27 protein-coding genes and 1 tRNA gene are annotated in these 24,605 nt (G+C 64.5%); 10 read left to right on the top strand and 18 right to left on the bottom strand.

What is annotated here, in order from left to right; genetic code table 11:
* The first annotated feature begins 10 nt into the window (after positions 1–10).
* Positions 11–370 (top strand): DUF1428 domain-containing protein, encoded by a 360-nt coding sequence (locus tag FHW83_RS12995; RefSeq protein WP_176646772.1) that lies wholly within the window; start codon positions 11–13, stop codon positions 368–370.
* On the opposite strand, the gene pabB is transcribed toward FHW83_RS12995, so the two are convergent.
* From pabB to FHW83_RS12980, 3 genes are read right to left on the bottom strand one after another with little or no spacing between them, the layout of a single operon-like run.
* On the bottom strand, positions 357–2,213 hold the full coding sequence (pabB, locus tag FHW83_RS12990) for an aminodeoxychorismate synthase component I (protein WP_176646771.1): 1,857 nt from the start codon (positions 2,211–2,213) through the stop codon (positions 357–359). The two genes, FHW83_RS12995 and pabB, sit on opposite strands and share 14 nt — an antisense overlap.
* Positions 2,213–2,788 (bottom strand): nucleoid occlusion factor SlmA, encoded by a 576-nt coding sequence (slmA, locus tag FHW83_RS12985; protein WP_176646770.1) that lies wholly within the window; start codon positions 2,786–2,788, stop codon positions 2,213–2,215. The genes pabB and slmA overlap by 1 nt, the downstream gene beginning before the upstream one ends.
* Positions 2,789–2,817: 29 nt before the next feature.
* Complete coding sequence (locus tag FHW83_RS12980; protein WP_176646769.1) at positions 2,818–3,570, bottom strand: HAD-IA family hydrolase; 753 nt, start codon at positions 3,568–3,570, stop codon at positions 2,818–2,820.
* On the opposite strand from FHW83_RS12980, the gene FHW83_RS12975 reads away from it, so the two are divergent.
* Positions 3,569–4,468: a TraB/GumN family protein gene (locus FHW83_RS12975; RefSeq protein WP_229224162.1), complete on the top strand. Its 900-nt coding sequence runs from the start codon at positions 3,569–3,571 to the stop codon at positions 4,466–4,468. The genes FHW83_RS12980 and FHW83_RS12975 overlap by 2 nt on opposite strands.
* Before the next feature lie 24 nt (positions 4,469–4,492).
* On the opposite strand, the gene FHW83_RS12970 is transcribed toward FHW83_RS12975, so the two are convergent.
* Both FHW83_RS12970 and argB read right to left on the bottom strand, forming a co-directional pair.
* A tRNA-Thr gene (locus tag FHW83_RS12970) sits at positions 4,493–4,567 on the bottom strand.
* 48 nt (positions 4,568–4,615) lie between these two features.
* Positions 4,616–5,509 carry an acetylglutamate kinase gene (argB, locus tag FHW83_RS12965; protein WP_176647030.1) on the bottom strand — a complete coding sequence of 298 codons (894 nt, stop codon included), beginning with the start codon at positions 5,507–5,509 and terminating at the stop codon, positions 4,616–4,618.
* 144 nt (positions 5,510–5,653) lie between these two features.
* Here argB and FHW83_RS12960 point away from each other — a divergent pair, with 144 nt between their 5' ends.
* Both FHW83_RS12960 and FHW83_RS12955 read left to right on the top strand, forming a co-directional pair.
* Complete coding sequence (locus FHW83_RS12960; RefSeq protein WP_176646768.1) at positions 5,654–5,872, top strand: cysteine-rich CWC family protein; 219 nt, start codon at positions 5,654–5,656, stop codon at positions 5,870–5,872.
* Positions 5,873–5,892: 20 nt separating this feature from the next.
* The gene (locus FHW83_RS12955) at positions 5,893–6,501 is read left to right on the top strand and encodes a hypothetical protein (RefSeq protein WP_176646767.1); all 609 of its coding nucleotides are present in this window, start codon (positions 5,893–5,895) and stop codon (positions 6,499–6,501) included.
* Here the strand turns inward: FHW83_RS12955 and FHW83_RS12950 are convergent, their stop codons facing one another.
* Both FHW83_RS12950 and FHW83_RS12945 read right to left on the bottom strand, forming a co-directional pair.
* Positions 6,502–7,638: a PHB depolymerase family esterase gene (locus FHW83_RS12950; RefSeq protein ID WP_176647029.1), complete on the bottom strand. Its 1,137-nt coding sequence runs from the start codon at positions 7,636–7,638 to the stop codon at positions 6,502–6,504.
* Between the two features lie 32 nt (positions 7,639–7,670).
* Positions 7,671–8,084, bottom strand: a complete 414-nt coding sequence (locus FHW83_RS12945) for a CopG family transcriptional regulator (protein WP_176646766.1) — start codon at positions 8,082–8,084, stop codon at positions 7,671–7,673.
* Between the two features lie 88 nt (positions 8,085–8,172).
* Here FHW83_RS12945 and FHW83_RS12940 point away from each other — a divergent pair, with 88 nt between their 5' ends.
* Both FHW83_RS12940 and FHW83_RS12935 read left to right on the top strand, forming a co-directional pair.
* Positions 8,173–8,385: a DUF1289 domain-containing protein gene (locus FHW83_RS12940; RefSeq protein WP_176646765.1), complete on the top strand. Its 213-nt coding sequence runs from the start codon at positions 8,173–8,175 to the stop codon at positions 8,383–8,385.
* Positions 8,382–9,290: an MBL fold metallo-hydrolase gene (locus FHW83_RS12935; protein ID WP_176646764.1), complete on the top strand. Its 909-nt coding sequence runs from the start codon at positions 8,382–8,384 to the stop codon at positions 9,288–9,290. Before FHW83_RS12940 ends, FHW83_RS12935 begins: the two co-directional genes overlap by 4 nt.
* Here FHW83_RS12935 and FHW83_RS12930 read toward each other — a convergent pair.
* Entirely contained in the window at positions 9,276–10,202 is a 927-nt protein-coding gene (locus FHW83_RS12930) for a LysR family transcriptional regulator (RefSeq protein WP_176647028.1), read from the bottom strand. The genes FHW83_RS12935 and FHW83_RS12930 overlap by 15 nt on opposite strands.
* A 105-nt stretch (positions 10,203–10,307) precedes the next feature.
* Between FHW83_RS12930 and FHW83_RS12925 the strand changes: the two genes are divergently transcribed.
* The 3 genes from FHW83_RS12925 to FHW83_RS12915 all read left to right on the top strand — a co-directional run bounded on the left by FHW83_RS12925 (position 10,308) and on the right by FHW83_RS12915 (position 12,686).
* Positions 10,308–10,943: an FMN-dependent NADH-azoreductase gene (locus tag FHW83_RS12925; protein WP_176646763.1), complete on the top strand. Its 636-nt coding sequence runs from the start codon at positions 10,308–10,310 to the stop codon at positions 10,941–10,943.
* Positions 10,940–11,638, top strand: a complete 699-nt coding sequence (locus FHW83_RS12920; RefSeq protein ID WP_176646762.1) for an alpha/beta hydrolase — start codon at positions 10,940–10,942, stop codon at positions 11,636–11,638. Before FHW83_RS12925 ends, FHW83_RS12920 begins: the two co-directional genes overlap by 4 nt.
* A gap of 94 nt (positions 11,639–11,732) precedes the next feature.
* On the top strand, positions 11,733–12,686 hold the full coding sequence (locus FHW83_RS12915) for a nitronate monooxygenase family protein (protein ID WP_176646761.1): 954 nt from the start codon (positions 11,733–11,735) through the stop codon (positions 12,684–12,686).
* 4 nt (positions 12,687–12,690) lie between these two features.
* Here the strand turns inward: FHW83_RS12915 and FHW83_RS12910 are convergent, their stop codons facing one another.
* On the bottom strand, positions 12,691–14,157 hold the full coding sequence (locus FHW83_RS12910) for an amidohydrolase family protein (protein WP_176646760.1): 1,467 nt from the start codon (positions 14,155–14,157) through the stop codon (positions 12,691–12,693).
* A gap of 73 nt (positions 14,158–14,230) precedes the next feature.
* Between FHW83_RS12910 and FHW83_RS12905 the strand changes: the two genes are divergently transcribed.
* Positions 14,231–15,403 carry a tetratricopeptide repeat protein gene (locus FHW83_RS12905; RefSeq protein ID WP_176646759.1) on the top strand — a complete coding sequence of 391 codons (1,173 nt, stop codon included), beginning with the start codon at positions 14,231–14,233 and terminating at the stop codon, positions 15,401–15,403.
* On the opposite strand, the gene FHW83_RS12900 is transcribed toward FHW83_RS12905, so the two are convergent.
* The 9 genes from FHW83_RS12900 to FHW83_RS12860 are packed head-to-tail and all read right to left on the bottom strand — an operon-like array spanning position 15,400 to position 24,515.
* On the bottom strand, positions 15,400–15,969 hold the full coding sequence (locus FHW83_RS12900; protein WP_176646758.1) for a hypoxanthine-guanine phosphoribosyltransferase: 570 nt from the start codon (positions 15,967–15,969) through the stop codon (positions 15,400–15,402). The genes FHW83_RS12905 and FHW83_RS12900 overlap by 4 nt on opposite strands.
* 57 nt (positions 15,970–16,026) lie before the next feature.
* A complete protein-coding gene (locus FHW83_RS12895; protein ID WP_176646757.1) occupies positions 16,027–17,280 on the bottom strand; it encodes a phenylacetate--CoA ligase family protein in 1,254 nt (417 codons plus the stop codon).
* A 2-nt stretch (positions 17,281–17,282) separates the two neighbouring features.
* A complete protein-coding gene (locus FHW83_RS12890) occupies positions 17,283–17,633 on the bottom strand; it encodes an MmcQ/YjbR family DNA-binding protein (RefSeq protein ID WP_176646756.1) in 351 nt (116 codons plus the stop codon).
* 8 nt (positions 17,634–17,641) lie between these two features.
* Complete coding sequence (locus FHW83_RS12885; RefSeq protein ID WP_176646755.1) at positions 17,642–18,451, bottom strand: ABC transporter ATP-binding protein; 810 nt, start codon at positions 18,449–18,451, stop codon at positions 17,642–17,644.
* A complete protein-coding gene (locus tag FHW83_RS12880) occupies positions 18,448–19,752 on the bottom strand; it encodes an ABC transporter substrate-binding protein (protein WP_176646754.1) in 1,305 nt (434 codons plus the stop codon). Before FHW83_RS12880 ends, FHW83_RS12885 begins: the two co-directional genes overlap by 4 nt.
* A 19-nt stretch (positions 19,753–19,771) precedes the next feature.
* The gene (locus FHW83_RS12875) at positions 19,772–20,830 is read right to left on the bottom strand and encodes a branched-chain amino acid ABC transporter permease (RefSeq protein WP_176646753.1); all 1,059 of its coding nucleotides are present in this window, start codon (positions 20,828–20,830) and stop codon (positions 19,772–19,774) included.
* 3 nt (positions 20,831–20,833) lie between these two features.
* A complete protein-coding gene (locus tag FHW83_RS12870; protein ID WP_176646752.1) occupies positions 20,834–21,736 on the bottom strand; it encodes a branched-chain amino acid ABC transporter permease in 903 nt (300 codons plus the stop codon).
* A complete protein-coding gene (locus tag FHW83_RS12865) occupies positions 21,733–22,554 on the bottom strand; it encodes an ABC transporter ATP-binding protein (RefSeq protein WP_229224160.1) in 822 nt (273 codons plus the stop codon). Before FHW83_RS12865 ends, FHW83_RS12870 begins: the two co-directional genes overlap by 4 nt.
* Positions 22,555–22,568: 14 nt before the next feature.
* Positions 22,569–24,515 carry a long-chain fatty acid--CoA ligase gene (locus FHW83_RS12860; RefSeq protein WP_218106273.1) on the bottom strand — a complete coding sequence of 649 codons (1,947 nt, stop codon included), beginning with the start codon at positions 24,513–24,515 and terminating at the stop codon, positions 22,569–22,571.
* Between the last annotated feature and the right edge of the window lie 90 nt (positions 24,516–24,605).

Below are 24,605 nucleotides of genomic sequence, written 5' to 3'. Positions count from 1 at the left end.
GGAGATTGCCATGCCCTACGTAGACGGTTTTGTGATTCCGGTGCCCAAGGCAAACCTTGAGGCATACAAGAAAATGTCGCTGGAATGCGGCGCCGTGTGGAAGGAATACGGCGCGCTGGAATTCCGCGAAACGGTGGGCGACGACGTCCCGCCCGGCAAAGTCACCTCGTTCCCGCAAAGCGTCATCCTGAAGGAGGAGGAGGTCGTGGTGTTCTCATGGATCGTCTACGAATCGCGCGCGCGCCGCGACGAGATCAATGAAAAGGTGATGAAGGACCCGCGCATCGCCAGCTACATGGATCCGGCCAACATGCCGTTCGACGGCAAGCGCATGATCTACGGCGGCTTCGAGATGATTATCGACCTGTGAGCGTGGCGCGCACGGGGCCGCGCAGGGCGTTGCAGATGACCATGTCTTCGGCTTGCTCCAGCATGGCGCGGGTGACGACGGCCTCGCTGGCGTTCCACGCGGGATCGTCCAGCAGCACGGCGCGCATCACGCCGGGCAGCACGCCGCTGCGCAAGGGCGGCGTGAGCCAGCGGCCGCCCACGCGCACGAACACGCTGCTGCGTCCCCCCTCCGTCAGCTCACCGCGTTCATTAAAAAACAGGGTGTCGAAGGCGCCTTGCGCCTCGGCGTCGCGCCAGGCGGCGTCGTAGCGCGCGCGGATGCTGGTTTTGTGGCGCAGGAACAGGTCATCGCTGCTGGTGGCGTCCTCGGCCAGCAGCACGCGCACCGGTTCGGCCAATGGCGCCAGCGGCGCGTGCTGCACGGCGAAGGCGCCGGATGGATTGATGGCCAGCCGCACGCGATACGCCGCGTGCTGCGGCTCCAGCATGGCGCTGGCGGCGTCCATGTAGGCGCTGGCGGCTTTCTCGTCCCACGGGAAGCCGAAATAGGCGGCCGACGCGGCCAGCCGTTTCAGATGACGCTCGCGATGGCGGATGCCGCCGCCCGGTGTGGCGTACATGGTTTCGAAGATGTCGAAATCGTTTTGCAGGCCGGTGAGGAAGCGCGCCTTGAGTTTGCACTCGGCGTATTCTTCGTTGGCGTCGCTGTCGAACACGATGCCGGCGCCGACGCCCATTTCGCCGTGGCGCACGCCGTCGTCGCCCTGCGGTTGCAGGGTGAGCGTACGGATCGGCACCGACATGCAGAAGTCGCCCACCTTGCCATCGTCGCGCGGATCGAACCAGCCGATGGCGCCGGTGTAGATGCCGCGCGCGTCCGGCTCCAGCTCGCGGATGATTTCCATGGTGCGGCGTTTCGGCGCGCCGGTGATGGAGCCGCATGGGTAGAGCGCTTCAAAGATGTCGGCCAGCGTAGCGTCCCCGCGCAATTGCGCGGTGATGGTGGACGTCATCTGCAGCACGCTGGCGTAGCGGTGCACCTCGAACAGCGCCGGCACCTCCACGCTGCCGGTGGCGGCCACGCGCGCGATGTCGTTGCGCAGCAGATCGACGATCATCAGGTTCTCGGCGCGGTTCTTGGCGTCGGCGGCCAGGTTGGTGGCGCGCAGGATGTTTTCCGCCTGCTGCGACGGTGGCGCGGCGGGCGCCGTGCCTTTCATCGGCCGCGCGGTCAGCACGCCATCGCTGTGGCGCACGAACAGTTCCGGCGACAGCGACAGCACGGCGCTGCCGTCATCCAGCGCGATCAGCGCGCCGTAGGGAACCGGCTGGCGCCCGCGCAGGCGCGCGTACAGCGCATGGATGCCGCCAAACGCGTCAAAACGCAGGCGGTAGGTGTAATTGACCTGGTAGGTGTCGCCGGCCGCGATGTAGTCGTGAATGCGCGCCAGCGCCGCGCTGAACGCGTCCTGGTCGATGTTGGCGCGGATGTTGGCGATGCCGGCCGGGCGATCGATCGGAAAGGAACGTGCGGCCAGCCAGTCGCTCACCTGCCGCGCGTCGAGCTGGGCGCAGTCCCTGAACAGCAGGATGCGCGCCAGCGGGGCCGCCGCCGCGGCGCGTGGCGGCAGGCCGGCGCTTTGCAGCGACAGCAGTTCCTCGCCCAGCTCATAGGCGCACACGGTCACCGCGTATTCGCCGCGCGCGAGCGCCGCCCGCATGCGCGCCAGCACCTGCGGCCATTGCGCGACGTCGTCGCAGCGCAGCGTGGCGGTGTGGCCGGTGTAGAGGCGCGAACGGCTGCCGGTCTGCGCTGCTTCCGGGCTGGCGTCGTCCAGCAGGGCGAATACTTCGGTGTTCATTACGATAGGAGCAAAGTGATTTGCACCGCCGCGTCTTGCGTCGGGTTGTTTTTGAAGCCGCTCTTGGCGTAACGGTGCCAGCGGCCGATGACGAAACTGGCCAGCATGCCCGCGCGCGCGGCGGCATCGGCTTCGTGCGCCTGTCCTTCGCTGGCGGCGATGCGCAAGGCCTGCTTTAGCGCCAGCTCCACGCGGTCGTAGAACTGGTTCATGCGCAGCTGCAGGCGCTCGTCCTCGTTGACCAGCGCATCGCCGATCAGCACCCGCGTCATGCCCGGATTCTGCGCGGCGAAGTTGAGCAGCATGGCGACGATGTCGCGCGCCTGCGCCAGGCCGTCGCTCTGGCGCTCGGCGATCTGGTTAATCAGGCCGAACACGGTTTGCTCGACGAACTCGATCAGTCCCTCGAACATCTGCGCCTTGCTGGCGAAATGCCGGTACAACGCGGCCTCGGAAAACTCCAGCTTGCGCGCCAGCGCGGCGGTGGTGATCTTGTCGCCCTTGGGCTGTTCCAGCATCTCCGCCAGCGCCTGCAGGATTTGCAAACGGCGCTGGCCCGGCGGTGTGCTTGCCATATGAATCTCGCGGGTTAAATAAGGGGTGGTCAGCGCAGGCGGTGCAGGCGTGCCGGCAGGTTCCTGACAGATTTTACTTTGACATCGACGTAAGCGGGGCGAATTAAGCGCTTTTGCGGATGCGCCAGGCCGGCCGTGTCGCCAACGGTGAGGTATTGCGTCACCCACGCGGTGCGCATGCCCAGCTGGCGCGCGCTGCGCAGATTGGCCAGCGTGTCCTCGACCAGGATGCAGCGGCGCGGCGTGAGCTGGTGGTGGCGCATCAGTTTGTGCAGCATCAGCCTGGATGGCTTGGGGCGCATCTGCCGGTGCACCGTCATCGACTCCACCGCCACGTGGTGCTGGAACTGGCGCTGCAGGCCGAGATGGCGCAGCACTTGCGACGAGTAGCGGTGCGGCGCGTTGGTCAGCAGGATTTTGCGGCCGGGCAGGCGGCGCAGCAGCTGGCGCAGTCCGCGCTCGGCGCGGATCATGGCCGGCAGGTCGTCGAAGCGATGGGTGGCATCGAGAAAGTGCTCGGCCTTCACGCCGTGGTGCTTGACCACGCCCAGCGTGGTGGCGCCGTAGCGCTGCCAGTACATGGTGCGGGTGGCGTTGACCACCTCGTCGCTGGCGGGCGTGACGCCGTCTCCCAGCAGGCGCGCGAGATAGCTGTTCATGCCGGCCATGATAGCGGGGAAGATGGCATGCGAGGCGTTGTGCAGCGTGTTATCGAGATCAAACAGCCACACGGGCGAGGAGCGAGTAATATTCACGTCATATCTACCAACGAAGGAAACCATGCAGCGCCAGATTATAGTGATGTTCTGCAGTTTGTTCTTGTTTGTGCTGGGTCCCGCATGGTCGGCCGAGCCGGCGCCGGCGCAGAACCGCGGCGCCTTGTTCAAGGTGCGGCAGGGCGCGCATACGCTGTACTTGTTCGGCACCATCCACGTGGGGTCGAAGGATTTTTATCCCCTGGAGCCGCGCCTGGCGGGCCTGCTCAAAAAAGCGCCGGTGCTGGCGCTGGAGATCGATCCGCTGGGCGATCCGCAAAAGCTGGCGCGCGCGGTGCAGCAGCACGGCTTGAGCAACAAGGCCATGGCGGGCATGCCGCCGGCCTTGCGCCAGCGCCTTGATCGCTTGCTCAAGCAGTACAACATCGAACCCGAAACGGTGGCGACCATGAAGCCATGGCTGCTCGCCAGCCTGCTGACGGTCAGCGAGTTCGCCGCGCAGGGCTACGAGGCGTCGATGGCGGTGGATGCGCACCTGTCGAAACAGGCGCATGCCGCCGGCCAGAAAATCGTCGAGCTGGAATCGGCCGACAGCCAGATGGCGCTGTTCGACAAGATGACGCCCAACGAGCAGCTGATGTTCCTGGAGGAGGCCATCGCCGGCATCGAGGACAAGGAACAGGCCAAACAGGCGCGCGAGATCGCCGATGCCTGGCGCAAGGCCGACATCGCGGCGCTGGACGCGCTGGCGCTGAAGGCGGAGCAGGACGACACCTTCTCCGGCCGCTTCGTGCAGCAGGTGCTGCTGGAGGGCCGCAATCCCGCACTGGCCGACGGCATGGTCAAGCTGATGGCGCGTGAAAACAACAGCGTGGCGGCGATCGGCGTGCTGCATTTGCTTGGCAAGACGAGCGTGCCGGAACTGCTGCGCAAGCGCGGGCTGACGGTGGAACGGATTTACTAGAAGGGGAAGGGGTGCTGCGGGAAGTGGTGCCCTTGACGTGGATTGAACACGTGGCCTCTCCCTTACCAAGGGAGTGCTCTACCACTGAGCTACAAGGGCATTTGAAATGTGGCGGTTTCACCGACTGCCGGCGAGACCGCCTTTTTTTCAGTGAGACCGGATCATAGTGCCAAAAGCCTGTTCGGTCAAGACTTCCAGCAACAAAGAATGCTCGATACGGCCATCGATGATGTGAACCGTGTTCACGCCGGACTTGGCGGCGTCCAGGGCTGATGAAATTTTGGGCAGCATGCCGCCCGAAATCGTGCCGTCGGCGAACATCTCGTCGATCTCGCGCGCCGACAGGTCGGTCACCAGATTGCCCTGCTTGTCCTGCACGCCGGCGATGTTGGTCATCATGATCAGCTTTTCGGCTTTCAGGATTTCCGCGATCTTGCCGGCGACGACGTCGGCGTTGATGTTGTAGGCCTGGCCATCCTGGCCGAAGCCGATCGGCGAGATGATAGGAATGAAGGCGTCGTCCTGCAGCGCCTTCACCACGGCCGGGTTGATCGCCTCGATCTCGCCGACGAAGCCGATGTCCAGGGTCTGGCCCGGATTTTCCTTGTCCGGCATGGCCATCTTGCGCGCGCGGATCAGGCCGCCATCCTTGCCGGTCAGGCCGACGGCCTGGCCGCCGTAGTGATTGATCAACATCACGATGTCCTGCTGCACTTCGCCGCCCAGCACCCACTCCACCACTTCCATGGTTTCCTCGTCGGTGATGCGCATGCCCTGCACGAAGGTGCCTTGCTTGCCGATCTTCTTCAGCGCGTTGTCGATTTGCGGACCGCCGCCGTGCACCACCACCGGGTTCATGCCCACCAGTTTGAGCAAAATGACATCGCGCGCGAAGCCGTGTTTCAGGCGGTCCTCGGTCATGGCGTTGCCACCGTATTTGATGACGATGGTTTTGCCGTGGTAATTGCGGATGTACGGGAGGGCCTCAGCCAGAATCTGCGCTTTGATCTGCGGGGAGACCGAGGTCAAATCGTCATTCATGCCTAAGTTCAGGTTGGTCAGTTGGGTCATGGCGAGTCCGGTAGAAAAGATTTTGGGCGCAATTTTACAGCCTGTTGGCGCGGCAAGTACGCATTATAGGGCCTTCCGGTTGTATTTTCCCTTAAGCCCGGCTACGCTGGGGGCATGAGTACCTGTTCCCGCTGCGGTGCGCAGTTTTCCTGCGCGATGAAGGATGCCGATCCCGCCGTCCCGGCGGAGCCGTGCTGGTGCACTTATTTGCCGCCTGCCGTGGCCGTCCCGTCCGCCCCGGGCGCCAGCTGCTGGTGCCCGGCCTGCCTCAGACAGCACATCATTGACACATCTCAAACGCCTCCCGGTACGCCGCTCGACAATGGCGCATAACCCTGCTTGGGAGTGCGCACATGAACACGACCCCGCTTGACAATCAAAGTGGCGCGGCTGACGATGACCATCTCACCCGCATCGTGCGGCTGGAGACGCGCATGGACAATGTCACCAGCATCCTGCTTACCTTGCAACGCCAGCAAGAGCTGTACCACAGCGCGACGCAGGCGCGCTTTGACGAATTGCTCGAAAAAATGGACCGCGACCGGCGCGATACCCAGGCCCGCTTCGAACAGGAGCGGGTGCGGTATGAGCAAGCCGAGCAGGTCAAGCAGGCCCGCTTCGATCAGGAACGCGCGCGGTTCGAACAAGCCGAGCAGGTCAAGCAGGCCCGCTTCGATCAGGAGCGCGCGCGGTTCGAGCAAGCCGAGCAGGCCAAGCAGGCGCGGTTTGAGCAAGCCGAGCAGGCCAGGCAGACCCTGTATGAGCAAATCCGGCAAGCGGACCGGGTCCATTACGATCAGGAACGGCGCAGCACGCATGATCGCATCGATCAGGACCGGCGCGATACCCAGGCCGCTTTCGACCGGGTGAACGCCCGCATCGACAAGCTTACCTACTGGGTGGCCGGCCTCACGTTCAGCATCGTGCTGGCGGTTGCCGGCCTCGCCAGCCGTCTGTTCTGATCAGCTCACGGTGCGGAAAAAGCGCAACATCTCGCGGCTGGCGTCCGGGCCTTTGGCGTCGGTGTAGCTGCCCGATGTGCTGCCGCCCGACCACGCGTGGCCCGCTCCATGCACCACCCAATGTTCGCCCACCGGCGTGCCATCGGCCGTGGTGTGCGTGGTCTGGGTGTAGCGGTAGCCGTTCGGCACCGCCCCCGACTGCACCAGCGGCCGCGCGCCCCGGTGATGATGCAGCCGCTGCGCCATCACCTGCTCGCCGTTGACCGGGTTGACCGTGGTGTCGCTGTCGCCATGGAACACAATGATAGGCTGCGACCCGTTGCCGGCCTTGGCCGCGCGATGCACGCCGCGCTTCATGGCCGTCAGCGCCGACGGCAAATCCTGCGCCGACGCAAACGGCAAGCCCGAATGCACGCCCACCGCCGCGAACAATTCCGGATACAGGGTGCCGACGATCACCGCCATCGCGCCGCCCGCCGACAGGCCCGCCACGTACACCTGACGTTCGTTGACCGGATAGTCCTCAATGATCTGCTGCGCGATGCCGGCGATGATGGACGGCTCGCCCTGGCCGCGCTGCTGGTCGATGGCGTTGAACCAGTTCCAGCACTTGGAGTGATTGGCGTTGGCGTTCTGCTCCGGATAGACCACAAAGCAGCCCATTTCCTCCGCCAGCTGATTCATCTGCGTGCCGGCGGCGAAGTCGTCCGGGTTCTGCGTGCAGCCGTGCAACATCACCAGCAAGGGCATGGCTTGCCCGTGGTAGCTGGCGGGAATGTACAGCTTGTAATTGCGGGTGCCGGCGTGGTTGGTGTAACTGCCGCTGAGAAATTGCGCGCCGTCCGCCGGCGGCTGGACCGGCGTTGGATGCCGCCGCGCCCCGAGATCGATGGCGCGCTCCAGGTTGGCCTGCAAGTCGACGTTGATGCCCATCCGGGTCAATATATCTTGCGCGAACTCGGCAGGATGCGTGGCCGGGTTCGGCGCTGCGTGGGGCGGCTCGGCCTCCGGCGCGGGCCTGGCTGGCGCGGCGCTCGGCGGTGGCGGGTTAATATCGCGCATGGCCGGCTGTGGGCGTCCGGCGGCGCGTTGCTGCGGGATAGTCTTGTTGATGAAATGCTGCGCAGCTTCGCGCATTTGCGTTAGAAAATTAAGCTTCATGGCACTCCTTAATGGATGCGTGGCGCCAGTGCGGTCTTGAGGACGGCGCTGGCATGCAGCGAGCCGAGCACAAAAATGGATTCAATGGTGGCCAGCGCCAGTTCGACCGATACGTCGCTGGCGATGCTGGCCAGGCCCAGCACCTGGATTTGCAGCCGTTCGCCGGCCGCCTGGATGGCTTCCAGGTCGGCGCGCGAGTAATGCTGCATGCCCAATACCAGGCTCTTGCGCGCCACGGTCTGCTTGACCACCTCGGCGTGCTGGTTCAGCTGGTTGCGGATCGCCGTGCGGATCAGATCGGTGCGGTTGGAGTAAAACCCCTCCTGCACCAGCAGGTCAATCTGGCCCAAATCGATCGGGCCCAGATTAATGGTGATTTTTTCTGATTCGGCAATCTTCAGCTTTATTTCTTGCTTGGCCACTATGTCTCCATCTAATCGCCATCTATATGGATGGTGAGTCTACGCTTCCCCGCCCCCAAGTCAAGCGGCTTCGCGGCATAATGTGGCCATGAGTGAAGTCACCAACATAACGCCGTCGCCGGTGCCGTCGCCCTGTGTCAGCCTGTGCAAAATGGACACGGAGCGCCGCTATTGCATGGGCTGCCTGCGCACCATTGAAGAGATCGTGGCCTGGGGCGGGGCCGACGACGATTTCAAGCGCGCCGTCTGGGCCGAATTGCCGCGGCGGCGGTTGAGCGTCCACTTTGACGAGGAAGAATGAACGCGCTGCCGGAGTCGATACAGGTATTTGAGCGGGGTTGGCTGTCGTCCAACAACATCATGTTGCTGGGCCGCCATGACACGGCCATCATCGATACCGGCTACGTCGCGCACGCCGAGCAGACGCTGGAACTGGTGCGCCACGTGCTGCATGGCCGCCATCTCGACCAGATCATCAATACCCATCTGCATTCAGATCACTGCGGCGGCAACGCCATGCTGCAGGCGCATTTCGGCTGCAAGACCTCGATTCCGGTGGCGGAGGCGGACAAAGTCCGCCACTGGGACGTGGAAGCGCTGAGTTTCAAGGCCACCGGCCAGCGCTGCGACCGTTTCACCTTCGACGCCACGCTGGCCCCGGGCGATGTGGTGACGCTGGCGGACATGGAATGGCAGGCGCTGGCCGCCCCCGGCCACGATCCGCATTCCCTGATCTTTTACTGTCCACAGGAAAAGCTGCTGATTTCCGCCGACGCCCTGTGGGAAAACGGTTTTGGCGTCATCTTCCCTGAACTCGACGGAAAATCCGGCTTCGCCGAGGAGCGCGCCACACTGGACCTGATCGCCGGGCTCGATGTGCGGCTGGTCATCCCCGGCCATGGCGCGCCGTTCAGCGACGTGGACGGCGCGCTGGCGCGCGCACGCTCGCGGCTGGATTATCTCGCCGCCGATCCGGTGCGCAACGCGCAGAACGCCTTGAAGGTGCTGCTCAAGTTTCTGCTGCTCGAGCGCCAGCGCATTCCACTGGCCGATGTGCCGACCCTGCTGACCTCAATGCCGGTGTTCGCGGCGGCTAATGCCAACTTCCTCAAGCAATCGCCGGAGCAGTTAGGGGAGTGGGCGGTCAGCCAGTTGGTTCGCAGCCATGCGGCCGAGGTTGAGGGTGAGTACTTACTTAATACCTGAAACACGCTGCTGCTGCATCGTCTGCGGCAGCTCGGCGGCAAGAAACTCGATGAAGGCGCGCACCGCCGGCAACAACCCGCGACGCGAGGCATACACCGCGTGCAGTTGATGGCTTCCGGCATGGTATTCGGGGAACAGCAGCTCCAGCTGGCCTTGCTCGACGGCCTTGCGGCAGGCGTTGTAGGGCACCAGCGCGATGCCGGCCCCGCCGGCGGCCGCGATCGTTAATAGTTCCACATCGTCGCTGACCAAGGCCGGCACATAGCTGATGTCCACCGTTTCCCCGTCCGGCGCGCTGAGGCGCCAGCGGGGTGGTTCGCCGGCCCGGCCGCCGGTGCCGAGTCCCGCCTTGCCGTTCAGCGCCTCGGGACTGGGGAAAGGCCCGTGGCTGGCGATGAAGCCGGGACTGGCGACCAGCACCTGATCGCTGACGCCAAAAGTACGCACCACCAGGTCCGAATCGTCGAGCGCGGTGCGGACGCGCATCGCCACGTCAAAGCCCTCGCCGATCACGTCAACACGGCGATTGGTCAGCTCCAGCTCCAGCCGCACGTCCGGATGGGCGCACAGGAAGCGCGGCAGCAGCGGCGCCAGGAACAGGTGGGCCACGCCGGCCGGCGAACTGACGCGCACCCGCCCCGATGGCCGCTCGCCCGCGTGCTCGGCCGCCTCCAGCGCGGCCCGGGCGGCCTGGGTCATGGTCTCGCAGTGGGCGAAGAAGGCGGCGCCGACGTCGGTCACGCGCATGGCGCGCGTAGAGCGTTGCAGCAAGCGCACGCCCAGCCGTTGCTCCAGCTCGGCGATGCGGCGGCTGATGCGGGACTTGGGAACGCCGAGCGCCCGCGCGGCGCCGGAGAAGCTGCCGTGGGTCACCACGGCGGCGAAGAAGGCGAGATCGTTGAAGTCTTCCATCATGGCGGTATTGTCCTGCTGGTAGAACAAAGTGATCTATTTTAACGGCTGGTGGACATAATCTGGCGGGACTATTCTGCAGGGACTTCTTTTTCGGAGAACACCATGCAAATCCTGCACCTTGATAGCAGCATCTTTGGCGATGCTTCCGTTTCCCGCACCCTGAGCGCGGCCATCGCGGCCGAGCTGGGCCGCCGTTATCCGCACGCGCGCCGCGTCTATCGCGACCTCGCCGCCCAGCCGGTGGCGCACATGGACGCGGTGATCGCCGCCGGCTTCCGTCCCAGCGAAATCGAGCAGTTCAGCGCCACCGACCGCGCCGAGCACGCTTTGTCGGAGCAACTGGTGACGGAACTGCTGGCCAGCGACATCATCGTGCTGCGCGTGCCGATGTATAACTTTTCCGTCCCGAGCCAGCTCAAGGCGTGGTTTGACCGGATCGCCCAGCCCGGCCGGACTTTCCAGTACACCTCGGCCGGCCCGGTCGGCATCGCCGGCGACAAAAAAGTGATCATGGCGTCGACGCGCGGCGGCGGTTACGCGTCCGGTCCGGCGGCGGCCATGGATTTCCACGAGACCTACACGCGGGCTTATTTCAACTTCCTCGGCATTCGCCAGTTCAGCGTGTTGCGCGCCGAATTGCTGTCCAAGGGCGCGGAATTGCGCAGCCAATCGATCAAGGCCGCGCTCGATGGCGTGCCAGAGGCGGTCGCCGCGCTGGCCGCGCCGGTGGCGGCATGAGCGCCGCCCTGTGCGCGGCCGTCAGCATCGTGCTGGTGCACGGCGCGTTTGCCGACGCCTCCAGCTGGTCCGGCGTGATCGCGGCCTTGCAGGAGCGCGGCTGCCGGGTGGCGGCGGTGCAAAATCCCTTGACCTCGCTGGCCGATGACGTGGCGGCCACGCGGGCGGTGGTGGAGCGCCAGCCCGGCAAGGTGCTGCTGGTGGGGCATTCCTGGGCTGGCGTGGTGATCACCGAGGCCGGCAATTTGCCGCAAGTGCAAGGGCTGGTCTACCTGTCGGCCATGGTGCCGGACAGCGGGGAGTCGGCCGCCGCCATGCTGGACCGGCTGGGCGCGCCGATGACCGGGCTGACGCCGGACCAGCAAGGCCGCATCTGGCTGGACCAGCCCGGGCCTTACGCCCAGATCATGGCGGCGGACGTTCCGGCCGCCACGGTGCGCATTCTGGCGGCCACCCAGCAGCCGATGGCGGCCAGCGCCTTTGCCGACAAGATCGGCCACGCCGCGTGGCATGACAAGCCGAGCTGGTATCTGATGACGGCGAACGACAAGGCGCTGCCGTTCGCGGTCCAGCGCAAGCTGGCGGCGCAGATCAAGGCCGACAGCGTGGTGCTGCAATCCAGCCACATGTCGCTGATTTCGCAACCGCGACAGGTTGCCGATTTCATTGTCCGTGCCGCGCAACACTTGCAGTAGAGGAAATGTAGAGGGCAAGGTCTATTTATGGCACGGTCGTACTATTTTCGATCTATAATCGTCCGAACCGATCAACTCACCCAGCGAGTCCGCCATGACCTTGCCTGCAGTCTTGCAAAACCTCACCCTTCCCGTCATCGCTTCCCCGATGTTCATCGCCAGCGGTCCCGCGCTGGTGGCGGCGCAATGCAAGGCCGGCATCGTCGGCTCCTTCCCGGCGCTGAACGCGCGGCCGGCCGAGCAGCTGGACGTGTGGCTGACCGACCTGCAAAACGAGCTGGCGGAGTTCCAGGCCGCCAACCCGGACAAGCGCGTCGGCCCGATCGCCGTCAACCAGATCGTGCACCAGTCCAACGACCGCCTCGCGCATGACGTGGAAGTGTGCGTTAAGCACCAGATCCCGATCATCATCTCCTCGCTGCGCGCGCCGCCGAAAGAGATGCTGGACGCCATCCACAGCTACGGCGGCATCGTGCTGCATGACGTGATTTCGATCCGCCACGCGGAAAAAGCGCTGGAAGCCGGTGTGGACGGCTTGATCCTGGTGGCCAGCGGCGCCGGCGGCCATGCCGGCACGCTGTCGCCGTTCGCGCTGGTGGGCGAGGTGCGCAAATTCTTCAAGGGGCCGATCGCCCTGTCCGGCTCCATCGCCACCGGCGATGCGATCCTGGCGGCGCAGGCCATGGGGGCGGACTTCGCCTACATCGGCTCGCGCTGGCTGGCGACCAAGGAATCCAACGTCAGCGACGGCTATCGCGAGGCCATCGTCGAATCGACCGCGGCGGACATCGTGTACTCCAATCTGTTCACCGGCGTTCACGGAAATTACCTGAAGAAGTCGATCGTTGCCGCTGGTTTGGACCCGGACGCCTTGCCGACCGCCGACAAGACCGCGATGAATTTCGGCTCCAGCAGCGCCAAGGCCTGGCGCGACATCTGGGGCGCCGGCCAGGGCGTCGGCCTGATGGATGACGTTCCATCGACGGCCGAAATGGTGGAACGCCTCAAGCGCGAGTACGACGCCGCCCGCGCCCGCCTGGCCCTGTAATCGCTCAGCGGCCGACGGCCAGGCTGTCGCGCGCCGCCGGCTTGCCCCGTACCCACACCGTGTCTATCGAGTCGTAGGCACGGATGTCCCGCAGCGGGGATTCCTTCATCAGCACCAGGTTGGCCAGCTTGCCCGGCTCGATGCTGCCGAGGTCCGTGTCCAGATGAAAGGCGCGGGCGTTGCTGATGGTGGCCGCCTTGAACACCTGCTCCAGCGACAGGCCCGCCTGGTGCAGGTTGCGCATCTCCAGATAGCCGTTCAGGCCCGGCACATTGCCGTAGGTCGGCGAGGACGGGGTGTCGGAGCCGAACAGGAAATTGGCGTTCTTGCCCGCTAAATAGGCCACCACCTGGCGCTGCCGCCGCAGCGGCGCTTCCAGTCCCTGGCGCGCCGCCTCGTCGCTGGCGCCGTCTTCCGCCACTTCCTCCTTGAACCAGTTGCCTTCCGGCGTCTTGAACCAGGCCAGCATGTCCGGCGGCAGCAGTTTGGCCAGCGCGGGCGTTTTCAGATAGTCGGGATCGACGTAGGCGCGCAAGCCGTACAGCACCTGCATGGTGGGCTGGAAGCCGATCTTGCGCTCGACGATCTGGTCCAGCAGCCGTTTGATTTCGTCCGGCAGTTCGGTGGCTTTGTTCAGCGGCCCCCAGTTCCACAAGCCGTGGGCCAGCACGTCGGCGCCACCGTTGACCGCGAAGGTCTGGGCTTCCAGCGAGTTGCCGTGGGTGATCAGCACCAGTTTTTCCTGGGTGGCCAGACGGCGCACCTCGGCGTAGGTTTCCGGACTCATCACCGGCAGGTCGTGCTGGCTGCCGAAGCCGCGTTCGAAGTGGGTCTTCAGGCAGATGGCGTGGTCGGCCTTGACCCGGGCGACGCCCTTGGCGGGCGTGTAGTCTTCCGGCTTGTATTGGCTCGGGATGCGGTCTTTTTGCGCCGGATCGTAGATGAAGTTGGAGAACGCCTTGAAGCGCACTTCGGGCGGCAGGAAAGTCATCGGATAGCCATTGGCCATCACCAGCGGCGGGCCGCAGTCGTAGATGTCCGGATGCCGCGGCATGGCCTTGACGCGGTCGATGAACTCGCGGCTGCCGGCCGCGAGGTCGATCACGGTGGTGTAGCCGTAGTAGAGGTAGGAGCGCGGCATTTGCGCGAAGTAGGCGTCGGACATCGCCCGCGTGCGCTCGGATTGCTCGAAGCTCATACCGGGCACGGCGATGAGGTGGACGTGGGAGTCGATCAGGCCTGGCGTGAGGTAGTAACCGTGGCCATCGATCCGCGTCGCGCCTTTCGGCGCCTGCGCGCCGGCGCCGCGCTCGACGCGGACGATGCGCTCGTCCTCGATCAGGACGCTGCCGGTTTCGATGCGGTCCAGTTTTTCCGGCGACACCAGTTTGACGTTGGTGATCCAGGTTTGCTGTCCGGCCATGACCGGCGAACAGATGAGCAGGCAGGCGAGAAGGTGCGTGAATTTCATGCTGTCTCCGATCATGTTATTTATCATGCAATCCTGCCATAATAGACCGTCAATGCAAACTGCCGGTGGATCCATGAAAAAAATTATCGCGCTGCTGCTGGCGCTGGTCTGTGTCGCAGGCCATGCGCAGGGCCTGGTGCCGATCAACGCCGAGGCCGAGGCGCTGATCCATCAAGGTCATGCATTGCAGACGCAGGGCAAGTACAAGGAAGCTTTCGAGAAATTTTCGGCTGCCGCCCAGGCCGACCCGCAGGCGTCGCTGCCCTTGTCCAGCATCGCGGGCATGTTGTTGAGTATGGCCAAGCAAACGCAGGAGGCAGGCGCCCTCAAGTTGCGTCAACAGGCGGAAGACATGGCCCGCCAGGCGCTGCAAAAGCATGCCAACGATCCGGTGGCGATGGAGGTGCTGCGTGAGCTTGCCGATGACAGGCCATTGCCGCTGCACCAGCCCACACCGGAAGCGGCCGCCGCGCTGCACGAGGGCGAGCTGCTGTTCACCCAACGCAAGCTCGATGAAGCGCTGGCGCATTACGAGCGTGCCGCCGCGCTCGACCCCAACTATTCCCAGGCCTGGATCTACGCCGGCGATTGCTATTACTTCCAGAAAAAATTTGCCGAGGCCGAGCAACGCTTCCGCAAGGGCGTCGAGGTGGAGCCGCTGAATTCGCAAGGCTGGCGCTTCCTGGCGGACGCGCTGGCGGCCCAGGGCAAGCCGGGGCCGGCCGAAGGCGCGCTGATGGGCGGCATCGCCGCGCAACCGAGTCAAATGCCGAACTGGGTCAAGCTCAATCAGTTGCGCACCAACAGCGGTTTTCCGCTGACTCCCCTGAATCTGGTGCGCAAGGCGAAAGGCCAGCTCGATCCCGCCACGCGTACACTGAATCTGACCGTCGATCCGTCGCTGAAGGGCGCGGACCCCGCCAGGCAACCCGATGCCGGGTTATGGCTGGCGCTGGCCACGCAGCAGGCGATTGAAGGCAAGGCCGGGGCGTCGCCGTTCGCCATCGAGCTGGCGGCATGGCGCAAGGCCTTGCAGGTGGCCGATGAGTTGTCCGCCCAGGGCGGCGGCGAATTGCAGGATCCGGCGCTGAAAACCATGCGAAGGCTGGCCCAGGCCGATCAGCTGGAGCCAGCCTTGCTGCTGTTGCAATACAAGGAATCCTGGCGCGCCGAGTTCGAAGCGTGGAAGAGCGCGCACCCCGACGGCGTACGCAAGTTCATCGACGCTTACCAGTTGCGGCCTTAGGCCTCGGTGTTGATCGCCCACAGGCCGGGCAGGTTGCGCCAGTAGCCGTAGGCGTCCATGCCGAAGCCGACCACGAAGCGGTTGGGGATGGTGATGCCGACGATGTCGGCCTTCACCGGCTTGGCCTTGCCGATGGCTTTGTCGGCAAACACGGCCAGGATCACTTCCTTGGCGCCCATGTCCAGCAGGCGTTGCTTGACGTGGGCCAGCGTTTCACCTTCGTCGAGGATGTCGTCCAGCACGATCACGGTGCGGCCGCTGACGTTCGAGCGCGGCACCACTTTCCACACCACTTCGCCACCCTTGTCTTCGTCGCCGTAGCGGCTGACGTGGATGTAGTCGAATTCCAGCGGGAAGGTCAGCTGCGGCAGCAGGTTGCCGGTGAAGACCACGGCGCCGCCCATCACGCCCAGCACCAGTGGGAATTCCTCGCTGTCCGGTTGGTTGTAGCGGGCGTTCAGCGTCTCGGCCATGGCGGTGACAGCGTTGTCGACGTCCTGCTTGGTGTACAGTTCTTCGGCGCTTTGCATCAGCGCGCGGGCGCGGTTGTGGTGGAACTCTTGCATGATCTTTTGTTAAAAACGAATGTGAAGACCGTTATTATCCCTCAATTACGCGAACTTTTATTGATAGTCGCGCATGTCCGCGATCACCTTGCCGTCGTTGGGCAGGCTGCCCACCGCGACAAACTCCACCTCGCCGCGCAGCTTGGTCAGCTTGCGGATGGACTCGACGATATCGGCGCCGCTTGCGCTGGCTGGATCGGCCACCTCGCAATGCAGCGTCATCGCTTCCTGCGCGATCTGGCCGGAGACCACCAGGCGCGCCTTCACAATCTGCGGGTGGCGGCGCGCGATGTCGTGCACCTGCGACGGATGCACGAACATGCCGCGCACCTTGGTGGTCTGGTCGGCGCGTCCCAGCCAGCCCTTGATGCGGGTGTTGGTGCGCCCGCACGGTGAGGGCGGCACGCCGGTCAATATCGCCGACAGGTCGCCGGTGGCAAAGCGGATCAGCGGGTAGTCCGGATTGAAGACGGTGACCACCACTTCGCCCACTTCGCCGGGAGGCACCGGATCGCCGCTGCCGGGGCGGACGATCTCCAGCAGCACGTCTTCATCCAGCACCATGCCGGGATCGCGCTCGTCGCCGCTGTGGGTCTCGTAGGCGATGCAGCCGATGTCGGCCGAGGCGTAGGCTTGCAGCACGCGCGGCACGCCATGCTCGGCGAACCACGCGCGCAGCGATTCGGGCAGCGCCTCCGCGCTGACCAGCGCGCGCTGGATGCCGCTGATGTCGAGACCCATCTCCCGCGCCTTCTCGATGATGATCTTCAGGAAGGACGGCGTGCCGACGTAAGTGTCGGGCCGCAGCGCGTGGATGGCTTGCACCTGCATCTCGGTCTGGCCGCTGCCGGCCGGGATCACCGCGCAACCGATGCGCGCGGCGCCGCCCTCCACCATGAAGGCGGCCGGCGTGAAGTGGTAGGCGAAGCAGTTCTGCAGCAGGCCGCCGGCGCGCACGCCGGTGGCGTGCAGCGGCCGCGCGAAGCGCCACCAGTCGGCGCCACGTCCCTCGGGATCGAAGATGGGGCCGGGCGACATGTAGACCCGCGCCAGCTGGCCCACCGGCGTGGTGTTCAAGCCGCCGAACGGCGCCTGCTGCCGCTGCAGCGTGTGCAGCTCGGACTTGCGCGTCACCGGCAGCGTGGCGAGGGCGGCGCGGCTGTTGATGTCGGCGGCGTTGACGTCCTTGAGGATGCGCGACCATCCGGCGGCGGCTTTGGCGCGCGCCACCAGCTGCGGCAGGCGTGTCATCAGCTCACGTTCGCGTTGTTCCGGCGCGCGTGCTTCCAGGCTGTCGAAAGTGTCGGCCATGGTCAGGATCCTTGTATTTCGCGTTGCAGCTTCTTGGTCAGTTTGCCGAACACCAGTTCATAGGAGCGTTGCAGCAGTTCGGCCGCCTCCGCGTCGGTGATGGCTTTCGGGTCTTCGATGTAAACCCATTTGGCGCGCGCGAGGTAGGGCGCCGGAATGATGCCGGGACGGTCGGTCAGTTCCAGGAAGCGGTCGTCATCGACCTTGAAGCTGATGCCACGCTCGCTGCCATCTGCGCCGGTGACGGCGAACATTTTCCCGCCGACCGAGAACACCAGGTTGGTTTCCCATTTGATGTCCTCGGTGGCGCCGGGCAGTTTGCGGCAGTAAGCCTTGGCCTTGGTGAGATTCATTTTGTTCCTTATGCCAGCCAGCGCTTGCGGCGCCGGTAGAATTTCATGTCGCGGAAGCTCTTGCGGCCGGCGCCGGAGACGCCGAGGTAAAACTCTTTCACGTCCTCGTTGCACGCCAGGTCGGCCGCCGCGCCTTCCATCACCACGCGGCCGTTTTCCAGGATGTAGCCGAAGTCCGCGTAGCGCAGGGCGATGCTGGTGTTTTGCTCGGCCAGCAGGAAGGAGACGTTCTCCTTGCTGTTCAAATCCTTGACGATGCCAAAGATCTCCTCAACGATTTGCGGCGCGATGCCCATCGACGGTTCGTCCAGCAAAATCATGGACGGCCGCGCCATCAGCGCGCGCCCGATGGCGCACATTTGCTGCTCGCCGCCGGAAGTGTAGCCGGCCTGGCTGCCGCGCCGCTCCTTCAGGCGCGGGAAGTAGTGGTAGACCTTGTCCAGCGATTCCTTGAGCTCCGCGCGCGAGGCGCGGCGCGTGTAGGCGCCGGTCAGCAGGTTTTCCTCGATGGTCAGGTGGCCGAAGCAGTGACGGCCCTCCATCACCTGCGACAGGCCGCGCCTGACCAGTTCATTGGGCGTCAGCTGGTCGATGCGTTCGCCCTTGAACTGGACTTCGCCCTTGGTGACGTCGCCGCGTTCGCCGCGCAGCAGGGTGGAGATGGTCTTCAGCGTGGTGGATTTGCCGGCGCCGTTGGCGCCCAGCAGGGCGACGATCTTGCCCTGCGGGACCTGCAGCGACACGCCCTTCAGCACCAGGATCACGTGGTCGTAGATAACTTCGACGTTATTCACAGACAGGTAGGGCGCCGCCGTCATTTGGCACACCCGGGAGTGATCTTCTTCTCGGCCACGTAGGCCGCGGAGCTGTCCTCCAGCAGCTTGCGGGTCAGCGCCTTGTCGCCGACGATCCAGTTCGGCGTGATGGCGTTCCACTTCTTGCCGTCCCACTGCTGCACCTTCACCGCGCCCGAGCCTTCATGATCGTCGCAGCTGGTCTTCACCACCGGCAGCATGCCGAGGGCGCCGATGGCTTTCTGGCGCGCCTCGTCCACGTTCAGGTTCTCCAGGCCCCAGCGCAGCTGCTCGCCGGTCACACGCTTGCCTTTGCCGAACTTCTCCTGCGCGGTGCGCATCGCTTCCACCCACAGGATGGCCGCGCTCACGCCACGCATGTGATACACGCTGCCGATGCGGGCGGGATCGGCCAGGTTGCCCTTGCCGGCGTCGTACAGTTTTTTGCGGATCTCGTCGAGCACCGGGTAGTTGCCGGGCGTGTTGAAGGTCATCGCGCTGTAGCCCTTGGCGGCGTCGCCGGTCGGCACGGTGTCCTCCTCCGAGCCGGCCCACCACACGCCCAGGATTTTCTCGCGCGGGAAGCCGTTGCGCTGCGCGGTCTTGATGGCGACCGCGTTCATCGAACCCCAGCCCCACAGGATCACATGGTCGGGCCGCGCCTGGCGGATCTGCAGCCATTGCGACTGCTGCTCGCTGCCCGGCGGCGTGACGGGAATCTTGATCAGCTCAAAGCCGTGCTGCTTGGCCAGCGCCTCCAGCACCGGCAAGGGCTCTTTGCCGAACGCCGAATCATGATACAGGTGGACGATCTTCTTGCCTTTGAGCTTGTCGACGCCGCCTTCCTTGTCGCCGAGGTACTTGATCATGGCGGCGGCCTGGTTCCAGTAGCTGGTGATCAGCGGGAAGACATAGGGGAAGACCTTGCCGTTGGCGGCGTCCGAGCGCCCGTAGCCGATCATCGTCATAGGGATTTTGTCGACCGCCAGCCGGTCCAGAATGCCGTAGGCGACGCCGGTGGACAAAGGCTCGACCAGGGTCGCGCCGCCGTTCCTGGTTTTCAAACGCTCGTAGCACTCCACGCCGCGCGACGGGTTGTATTCGGTCTCGCACTCTTCCCACGAAATCTTCACGCCATTCACGCCGCCGGACAGGTTGACCAGGTTGAAGTAGTCGATGATGCCGCCATAAAAACCGGAACCGCCCGCCGCGTAAGGCCCTACACGATACGAGGGCAGGGCGACGTACTGCTCCGCCGGCTGCGCGACGGCGGCGCCGCTGGCGGCAAGCGTGATGCCGGCGATGATGGATGCAAAGCGTTTCATATGTGTCTCCTCTGATTTTTTAATGGGGGAACGGCCACAAACGCAACTTCTCTTTACCAATTTGCCACAGGCGCGCCAGGCCGTGCGGCTCGACGATCAGGAAAAATATAATCAGCGCGCCAAACACCATCAGCTCCAGGTTGGAGGCCACGCTGGTCGGCAGCGCAAGGCTGTGCGCCACCACATTCAGCAGCACCGGCAGCAGCACGATGAAGGCCGCGCCAAGGAAGGAGCCCAGCACGGAGCCGACACCGCCGATGATAATCATGAACAGGATACGGAACGACAGATCGAGGTTGTAGGCTTCCGGCTCCACGGTGCCGAGGTAGGCGTACGCATACAGCGCACCCGCCACGCCGCAGTAGAAGGAGCTGACCGCGAACGCCAGCAGCTTGGTGCGCATCAGGCGGAAGCCGATCACCTCGGCCGCCACGTCCATGTCGCGCACCGCCATCCAGGAGCGGCCGACGTTGGAGCGGATCATATTCTTGGCCAGCAGCGCCATCACCGCCACCACGGCCAGCACCAGCAGGTATTTGCGGTCCGGCGTATCGAAGGCATAGCCGAGGATGACGATGGGCTGCGCGGTGATCACGCCGGAAGCGCTGTAGTTGGTCAGGTAGGGAATCTTGGTCAGGCACCAGACCACGAAGAACTGCGTCGCCAGCGTGGCGGCGGCGAGGTAGAAGCCGCGTATGCGCAGCGACGGCAGGCCGAACGCGATGCCGACCAGCGCCGCGCTCAATCCGCCCAGCACGAACGCCAGCAGCACCGGCAAGCCGGGGATGCGCAGGATGAAGTTATACGACGCGAACGCCCCCACCGCCATGAAGGCCGCCGTGCCGAGCGACAGCTGGCCGGCATAGCCGGTCAGGATGTTCAGGCCCAGCGCCGCCAGCGAGAAAATCAGGAAGGGGATCAGGATGGCCGACAGCGCATACGGCGACGCCACCAGCGGCACCACCACGATGGCGATCGCCAGCAAGGCCAATAGCGCAAGGCGGTCCTGCAGAATGGGGAAGATCTGGCCGTCGGCCTGGTAGCTGGTTTTGAATTGTCCTGCTTCGCGGTAGAACATGGTTTAGATTCTCCGGATGATTTTTTCGCCGAACAGCCCCTCCGGCCGCACCAGCAGGAACAACAGCGCCAGCACGTAAGGGAACCAGCCCTCGATGCCGCCGCCCACCATCGGGCCAATGTACACCTCGGCCATTTTTTCCGACGCGCCGATAATCAGCCCGCCCACGATGGCGCCGGGCATGGAGGTGAAGCCGCCTAGTATCAGCACCGGCAGCGCCTTCAGCGCGACAAAGGTCAGCGCGAACTGCACGCCGTTGCGCGCGCCCCACAGCATGCCCGCCACCAGCGCCACGATGCCCGCCACCGCCCACAACACGGCCCAGATGCGCTGCAGCGGAATGCCGACCGCCAGCGCGGCCTGGTGATCGTCCGCCACCGCGCGCAGCGCGCGGCCTACCTTGGTTTTCGAGAACAGCAGGGCCAGCGTGGTGACCAGCAAGCCGCACACCAGCGCCGCCATGATGTCGAATTGCGAGACCAGGATATTGTAGTGGTCCATCAGGTACTGCGACGGCACGTCTTCGATCGGCAGTTCCAGCTTGCGCACCTGCGCGCCGAACATCAGTTGTGCCAGCCCCTCGATAAAGAAGGCCAGGCCGATGGTGGCCATGAACAGCGTGATCTCGGGCTGGTTCACCAGGGGCCGCAGCACCACGCGCTCGATCGACAGGCCAAGCAGGATCATCACCGCCACCGTGACCGGCAGCGCGATCCACAGCGACACGCCCAGCTTGTCCATCACGCCGACGCAGGTCAGCGCGGCGAAATACACCATCGCGCCCTGTGCGAAGTTGAACACGCCGGACGCCTTGTATATCAGCACAAAGCCAATCGCCACCAGCGCATACATCACGCCGGACAGCAGGCCGCCGATCAGCACCTCGAAGAAGAAGTTGAGATTCATTGGCACTCCACCCCGAGATAAGCGTTGATGACGTCGCGGTTGTTGCGCACTTCGTCCGGCGTGGCGTCGCCGATTTTTTTACCGTAGTCCAGCACCACCACGCGGTCGGAGATGTCCATCACCACGCCCATGTCGTGCTCGATCAGCACGATGGTGGTGCCGAATTGGTCGTTCACGTCGAGGATGAAACGGCACATGTCCTGCTTCTCTTCGACATTCATGCCGGCCATGGGTTCATCGAGCAGCAGGATTTCCGGCTCGGCGGCCAGCGCGCGGCCCAGTTCCACGCGCTTTTGCAGGCCGTAGGGCAGGCGGCCGACCGGCGTCTTGCGGATGGCCTGGATCTCCAGGAAGTCGATGATCTCCTCGGCCTTGATGCGGTGGGCGATCTCCTCGCGCCGCGCCGGCCCCCAGTACAGCGCCTGCATCAGGAAGTTGGACTTCATCTTGAGGTTACGGCCGGTCATGATGTTGTCGAGCACCGTCATGCCCTTGAACAGGGCGATGTTCTGGAAGGTGCGGGCGATGCCGGACTTGGCGGCGGCGTGGCAGTCCATGTTCTTGCGGACTTCGCCGCGATACACGATCTGGCCCTGCTGCGGGCGGTACACGCCGTTGATCACGTTGAGCATGGAGCTCTTGCCGGCGCCGTTGGGGCCGATGATGGCGCGGATTTCATGCTGGCGCACGTCGAACGAGATATCGGTCAGCGCCTTCACGCCGCCGAAGGAAAGCGAGATATTTTTCAGGTCGAGGATCACCGGACCGGTTTTGCGCCGTCCCACGCCGAAGTGTGCCTCTGGTTCGTTCATCTGCATTTGCGCCTCCTCGGTCATGCCGCTGCCTGCACGGCAGGGTAGGTCTTGCACGGCTCGATCTTGAGGTCCGCCGCCACCAGGCCGCTGCGGCCGTCCTCAAACTTCACCTGCGTTTCGATGTACTGCGAGGTCTTGCCGCCGTAGAGCGCGTCGATCAGCACCGCGTACTTTTCAGCGATGAACTTGCGGCGCACCTTGCGCGTGCGGGTCAGTTCATCGTCGTCCGGGTCCAGCTCCTTGTGCAGCACCAGGTAGCGGTGCACTTGCGTGTCGCCCATGCCGGCCTCGGCCGCCAGGTCGGCGTTGACCTGCTCGATGCAATCGCGCACCAGCCCGTAGACGGCCGGATGCGCGGCCAGGTCGGTGTAGCCGGAATAGGCGATGCTGCGCCGCTCGGCCCAGTTGCCCACCGCTTCCATGTCAATGTTGATGAAGGCGCACACCTGGTCGCGCTGGTGGCCGAACACCACCGCTTCTTTGATGAAGGGGAAGAACTTGAGCTTGTTCTCCACGTAGTTGGGCGCGAAGATGGCGCCGCTGTTCATGCGGCCGACGTCGGCCGCGCGGTCGATGATCTTCAGGTGGCCCTCGTGGTCGAACAGGCCGGCGTCGCCGGTGTGGAAATAGCCTTGGGCGTCGATCGCTTCCGCCGTGGCATCCGGGCGCTTGTAGTAACAGTCCATCAACGTTGGCGATTTCACCAGAACTTCGCCGTTCTCCGCCAGCCTGACCTCCACACCAGGCGCCGGCAGGCCGACGCTGTCAAACTTGATTTGGCCATCCGGCTGCAGGCAGATGTAGGCGCAGGTTTCGGTCGAGCCGTAGAATTGCTTCAAATTGACGCCAATTGAGCGGTAGAAGCGGAACAGATCGGGACCGATCGCTGCACCGGCCGTGTAGGCGACGCGGATGCGCGACATGCCCAGCACGTTTTTCAGCGGCCCGTAGACCAGCATGCGGCCGGCGGCGTAGCGCAGGCGGTCGGCCAGCGGCACCGGCTTGTTGTCCAATATTTGCGCACCGCAGCGGCGCGCCACGCCCATGAAGTAGTGGAACATGCGGCGCTTGATGGCGCCGGCGTCCTCCATCCGTATCATCACGGTGGTCAGCATGTTCTCGAACACGCGCGGCGGGGCGAAGTAATAAGTTGGGCCGATTTCGCGCATGTCGGTCATCACGGTTTCACCCGATTCCGGGCAGTTGACGGTGAAGCCGGCCGTCAGCGCCTGCGCGAACGAGAACAGGCAGTCGCCCACCCACGCCATCGGAAGGTAGGACAGGATGTCTTCCTCGTCGGTCAGTTTTTCGAAGCCGACACCGCCGTCGCCGGCCGCCAGCAGCGCGGCGTGGGTCTGGCACACGCCCTTGGGCTTGCCGGTGGTGCCGGAGGTGTAGAGGATGATGGCGTTGTCGCTGGCCTGGCCGGCGGCGACGGCGGCGTCGAAAAAGCCGGGATGGGCCTGGTCCCACGCGCGACCCATCTCCTGCAGGTCGGCGAAGGAAACCAGGCCTGGCTGGCGGTAGTGGCGCATGCCGCGTTCGTCGTCGTAGGCGACGTGGCGGATGTGCGGGTACAACGCTTGCAATTCGAGCAATTTATCGACTTGCTCCTGGTCTTCGACGATGGCGTAGCGGATTTCGGCGTTTTCCAGCACATAGGCCATATCGGCGGCGGGCGCGTCCTGATACAGTGGTACCGGGACGCCCCCCAGACATTGGGCGGCCAACATGGACCAGTACAAACGCGGGCGGTTGTCGCCGATGATGGCCAGGTTCATGCCGCGTTCGAAGCCGAGCGCGGCCAGACCGCAGGCGAGGGCGCGCACTTCGTCATTGACCTGGGCCCAGTTCCAACTTTGCCAGATGCCCAGATACTTTTCGCGAAACGCGGGTTTTCCCGGCCTGACCTGGCCGTGCGCGAGCAAGCGGCGAGGAAAAGTCTCGTATTTAGTTTGCACCAGTGTCTCCTGTTGCCGATTCTTTTTGTGTGATGATATTAGCGTGCCGCGAGAAGGCAGGTTGTCTTTTCGGCGACAATTCACCGACTTTTC

It is taken from the genome of Duganella sp. SG902 (assembly GCF_013376005.1).
GTDB lineage: Bacteria > Pseudomonadota > Gammaproteobacteria > Burkholderiales > Burkholderiaceae_D > Rugamonas.
This window is presented reverse-complemented; position numbering and strand designations above follow the sequence as displayed.

Coding starts and splice junctions, on each gene's coding strand:
- FHW83_RS12995 (WP_176646772.1), top strand. CDS start 11: ATGCCCTACGTAGACGGTTTTGTGATTCCGGTGCCCAAGGCAAACCTT.
- pabB (WP_176646771.1), bottom strand. CDS start 2,213: ATGAACACCGAAGTATTCGCCCTGCTGGACGACGCCAGCCCGGAAGCA.
- slmA (WP_176646770.1), bottom strand. CDS start 2,788: ATGGCAAGCACACCGCCGGGCCAGCGCCGTTTGCAAATCCTGCAGGCG.
- FHW83_RS12975 (WP_229224162.1), top strand. CDS start 3,569: ATGCAGCGCCAGATTATAGTGATGTTCTGCAGTTTGTTCTTGTTTGTG.
- FHW83_RS12980 (WP_176646769.1), bottom strand. CDS start 3,570: ATGGTTTCCTTCGTTGGTAGATATGACGTGAATATTACTCGCTCCTCG.
- argB (WP_176647030.1), bottom strand. CDS start 5,509: ATGAATGACGATTTGACCTCGGTCTCCCCGCAGATCAAAGCGCAGATT.
- FHW83_RS12960 (WP_176646768.1), top strand. CDS start 5,654: ATGAGTACCTGTTCCCGCTGCGGTGCGCAGTTTTCCTGCGCGATGAAG.
- FHW83_RS12955 (WP_176646767.1), top strand. CDS start 5,893: ATGAACACGACCCCGCTTGACAATCAAAGTGGCGCGGCTGACGATGAC.
- FHW83_RS12950 (WP_176647029.1), bottom strand. CDS start 7,638: ATGCGCGAAGCTGCGCAGCATTTCATCAACAAGACTATCCCGCAGCAA.
- FHW83_RS12940 (WP_176646765.1), top strand. CDS start 8,173: ATGAGTGAAGTCACCAACATAACGCCGTCGCCGGTGCCGTCGCCCTGT.
- FHW83_RS12935 (WP_176646764.1), top strand. CDS start 8,382: ATGAACGCGCTGCCGGAGTCGATACAGGTATTTGAGCGGGGTTGGCTG.
- FHW83_RS12930 (WP_176647028.1), bottom strand. CDS start 10,202: ATGGAAGACTTCAACGATCTCGCCTTCTTCGCCGCCGTGGTGACCCAC.
- FHW83_RS12925 (WP_176646763.1), top strand. CDS start 10,308: ATGCAAATCCTGCACCTTGATAGCAGCATCTTTGGCGATGCTTCCGTT.
- FHW83_RS12920 (WP_176646762.1), top strand. CDS start 10,940: ATGAGCGCCGCCCTGTGCGCGGCCGTCAGCATCGTGCTGGTGCACGGC.
- FHW83_RS12915 (WP_176646761.1), top strand. CDS start 11,733: ATGACCTTGCCTGCAGTCTTGCAAAACCTCACCCTTCCCGTCATCGCT.
- FHW83_RS12910 (WP_176646760.1), bottom strand. CDS start 14,157: ATGAAATTCACGCACCTTCTCGCCTGCCTGCTCATCTGTTCGCCGGTC.
- FHW83_RS12905 (WP_176646759.1), top strand. CDS start 14,231: ATGAAAAAAATTATCGCGCTGCTGCTGGCGCTGGTCTGTGTCGCAGGC.
- FHW83_RS12900 (WP_176646758.1), bottom strand. CDS start 15,969: ATGCAAGAGTTCCACCACAACCGCGCCCGCGCGCTGATGCAAAGCGCC.
- FHW83_RS12895 (WP_176646757.1), bottom strand. CDS start 17,280: ATGGCCGACACTTTCGACAGCCTGGAAGCACGCGCGCCGGAACAACGC.
- FHW83_RS12890 (WP_176646756.1), bottom strand. CDS start 17,633: ATGAATCTCACCAAGGCCAAGGCTTACTGCCGCAAACTGCCCGGCGCC.
- FHW83_RS12885 (WP_176646755.1), bottom strand. CDS start 18,451: ATGACGGCGGCGCCCTACCTGTCTGTGAATAACGTCGAAGTTATCTAC.
- FHW83_RS12880 (WP_176646754.1), bottom strand. CDS start 19,752: ATGAAACGCTTTGCATCCATCATCGCCGGCATCACGCTTGCCGCCAGC.
- FHW83_RS12875 (WP_176646753.1), bottom strand. CDS start 20,830: ATGTTCTACCGCGAAGCAGGACAATTCAAAACCAGCTACCAGGCCGAC.
- FHW83_RS12870 (WP_176646752.1), bottom strand. CDS start 21,736: ATGAATCTCAACTTCTTCTTCGAGGTGCTGATCGGCGGCCTGCTGTCC.
- FHW83_RS12865 (WP_229224160.1), bottom strand. CDS start 22,554: ATGCAGATGAACGAACCAGAGGCACACTTCGGCGTGGGACGGCGCAAA.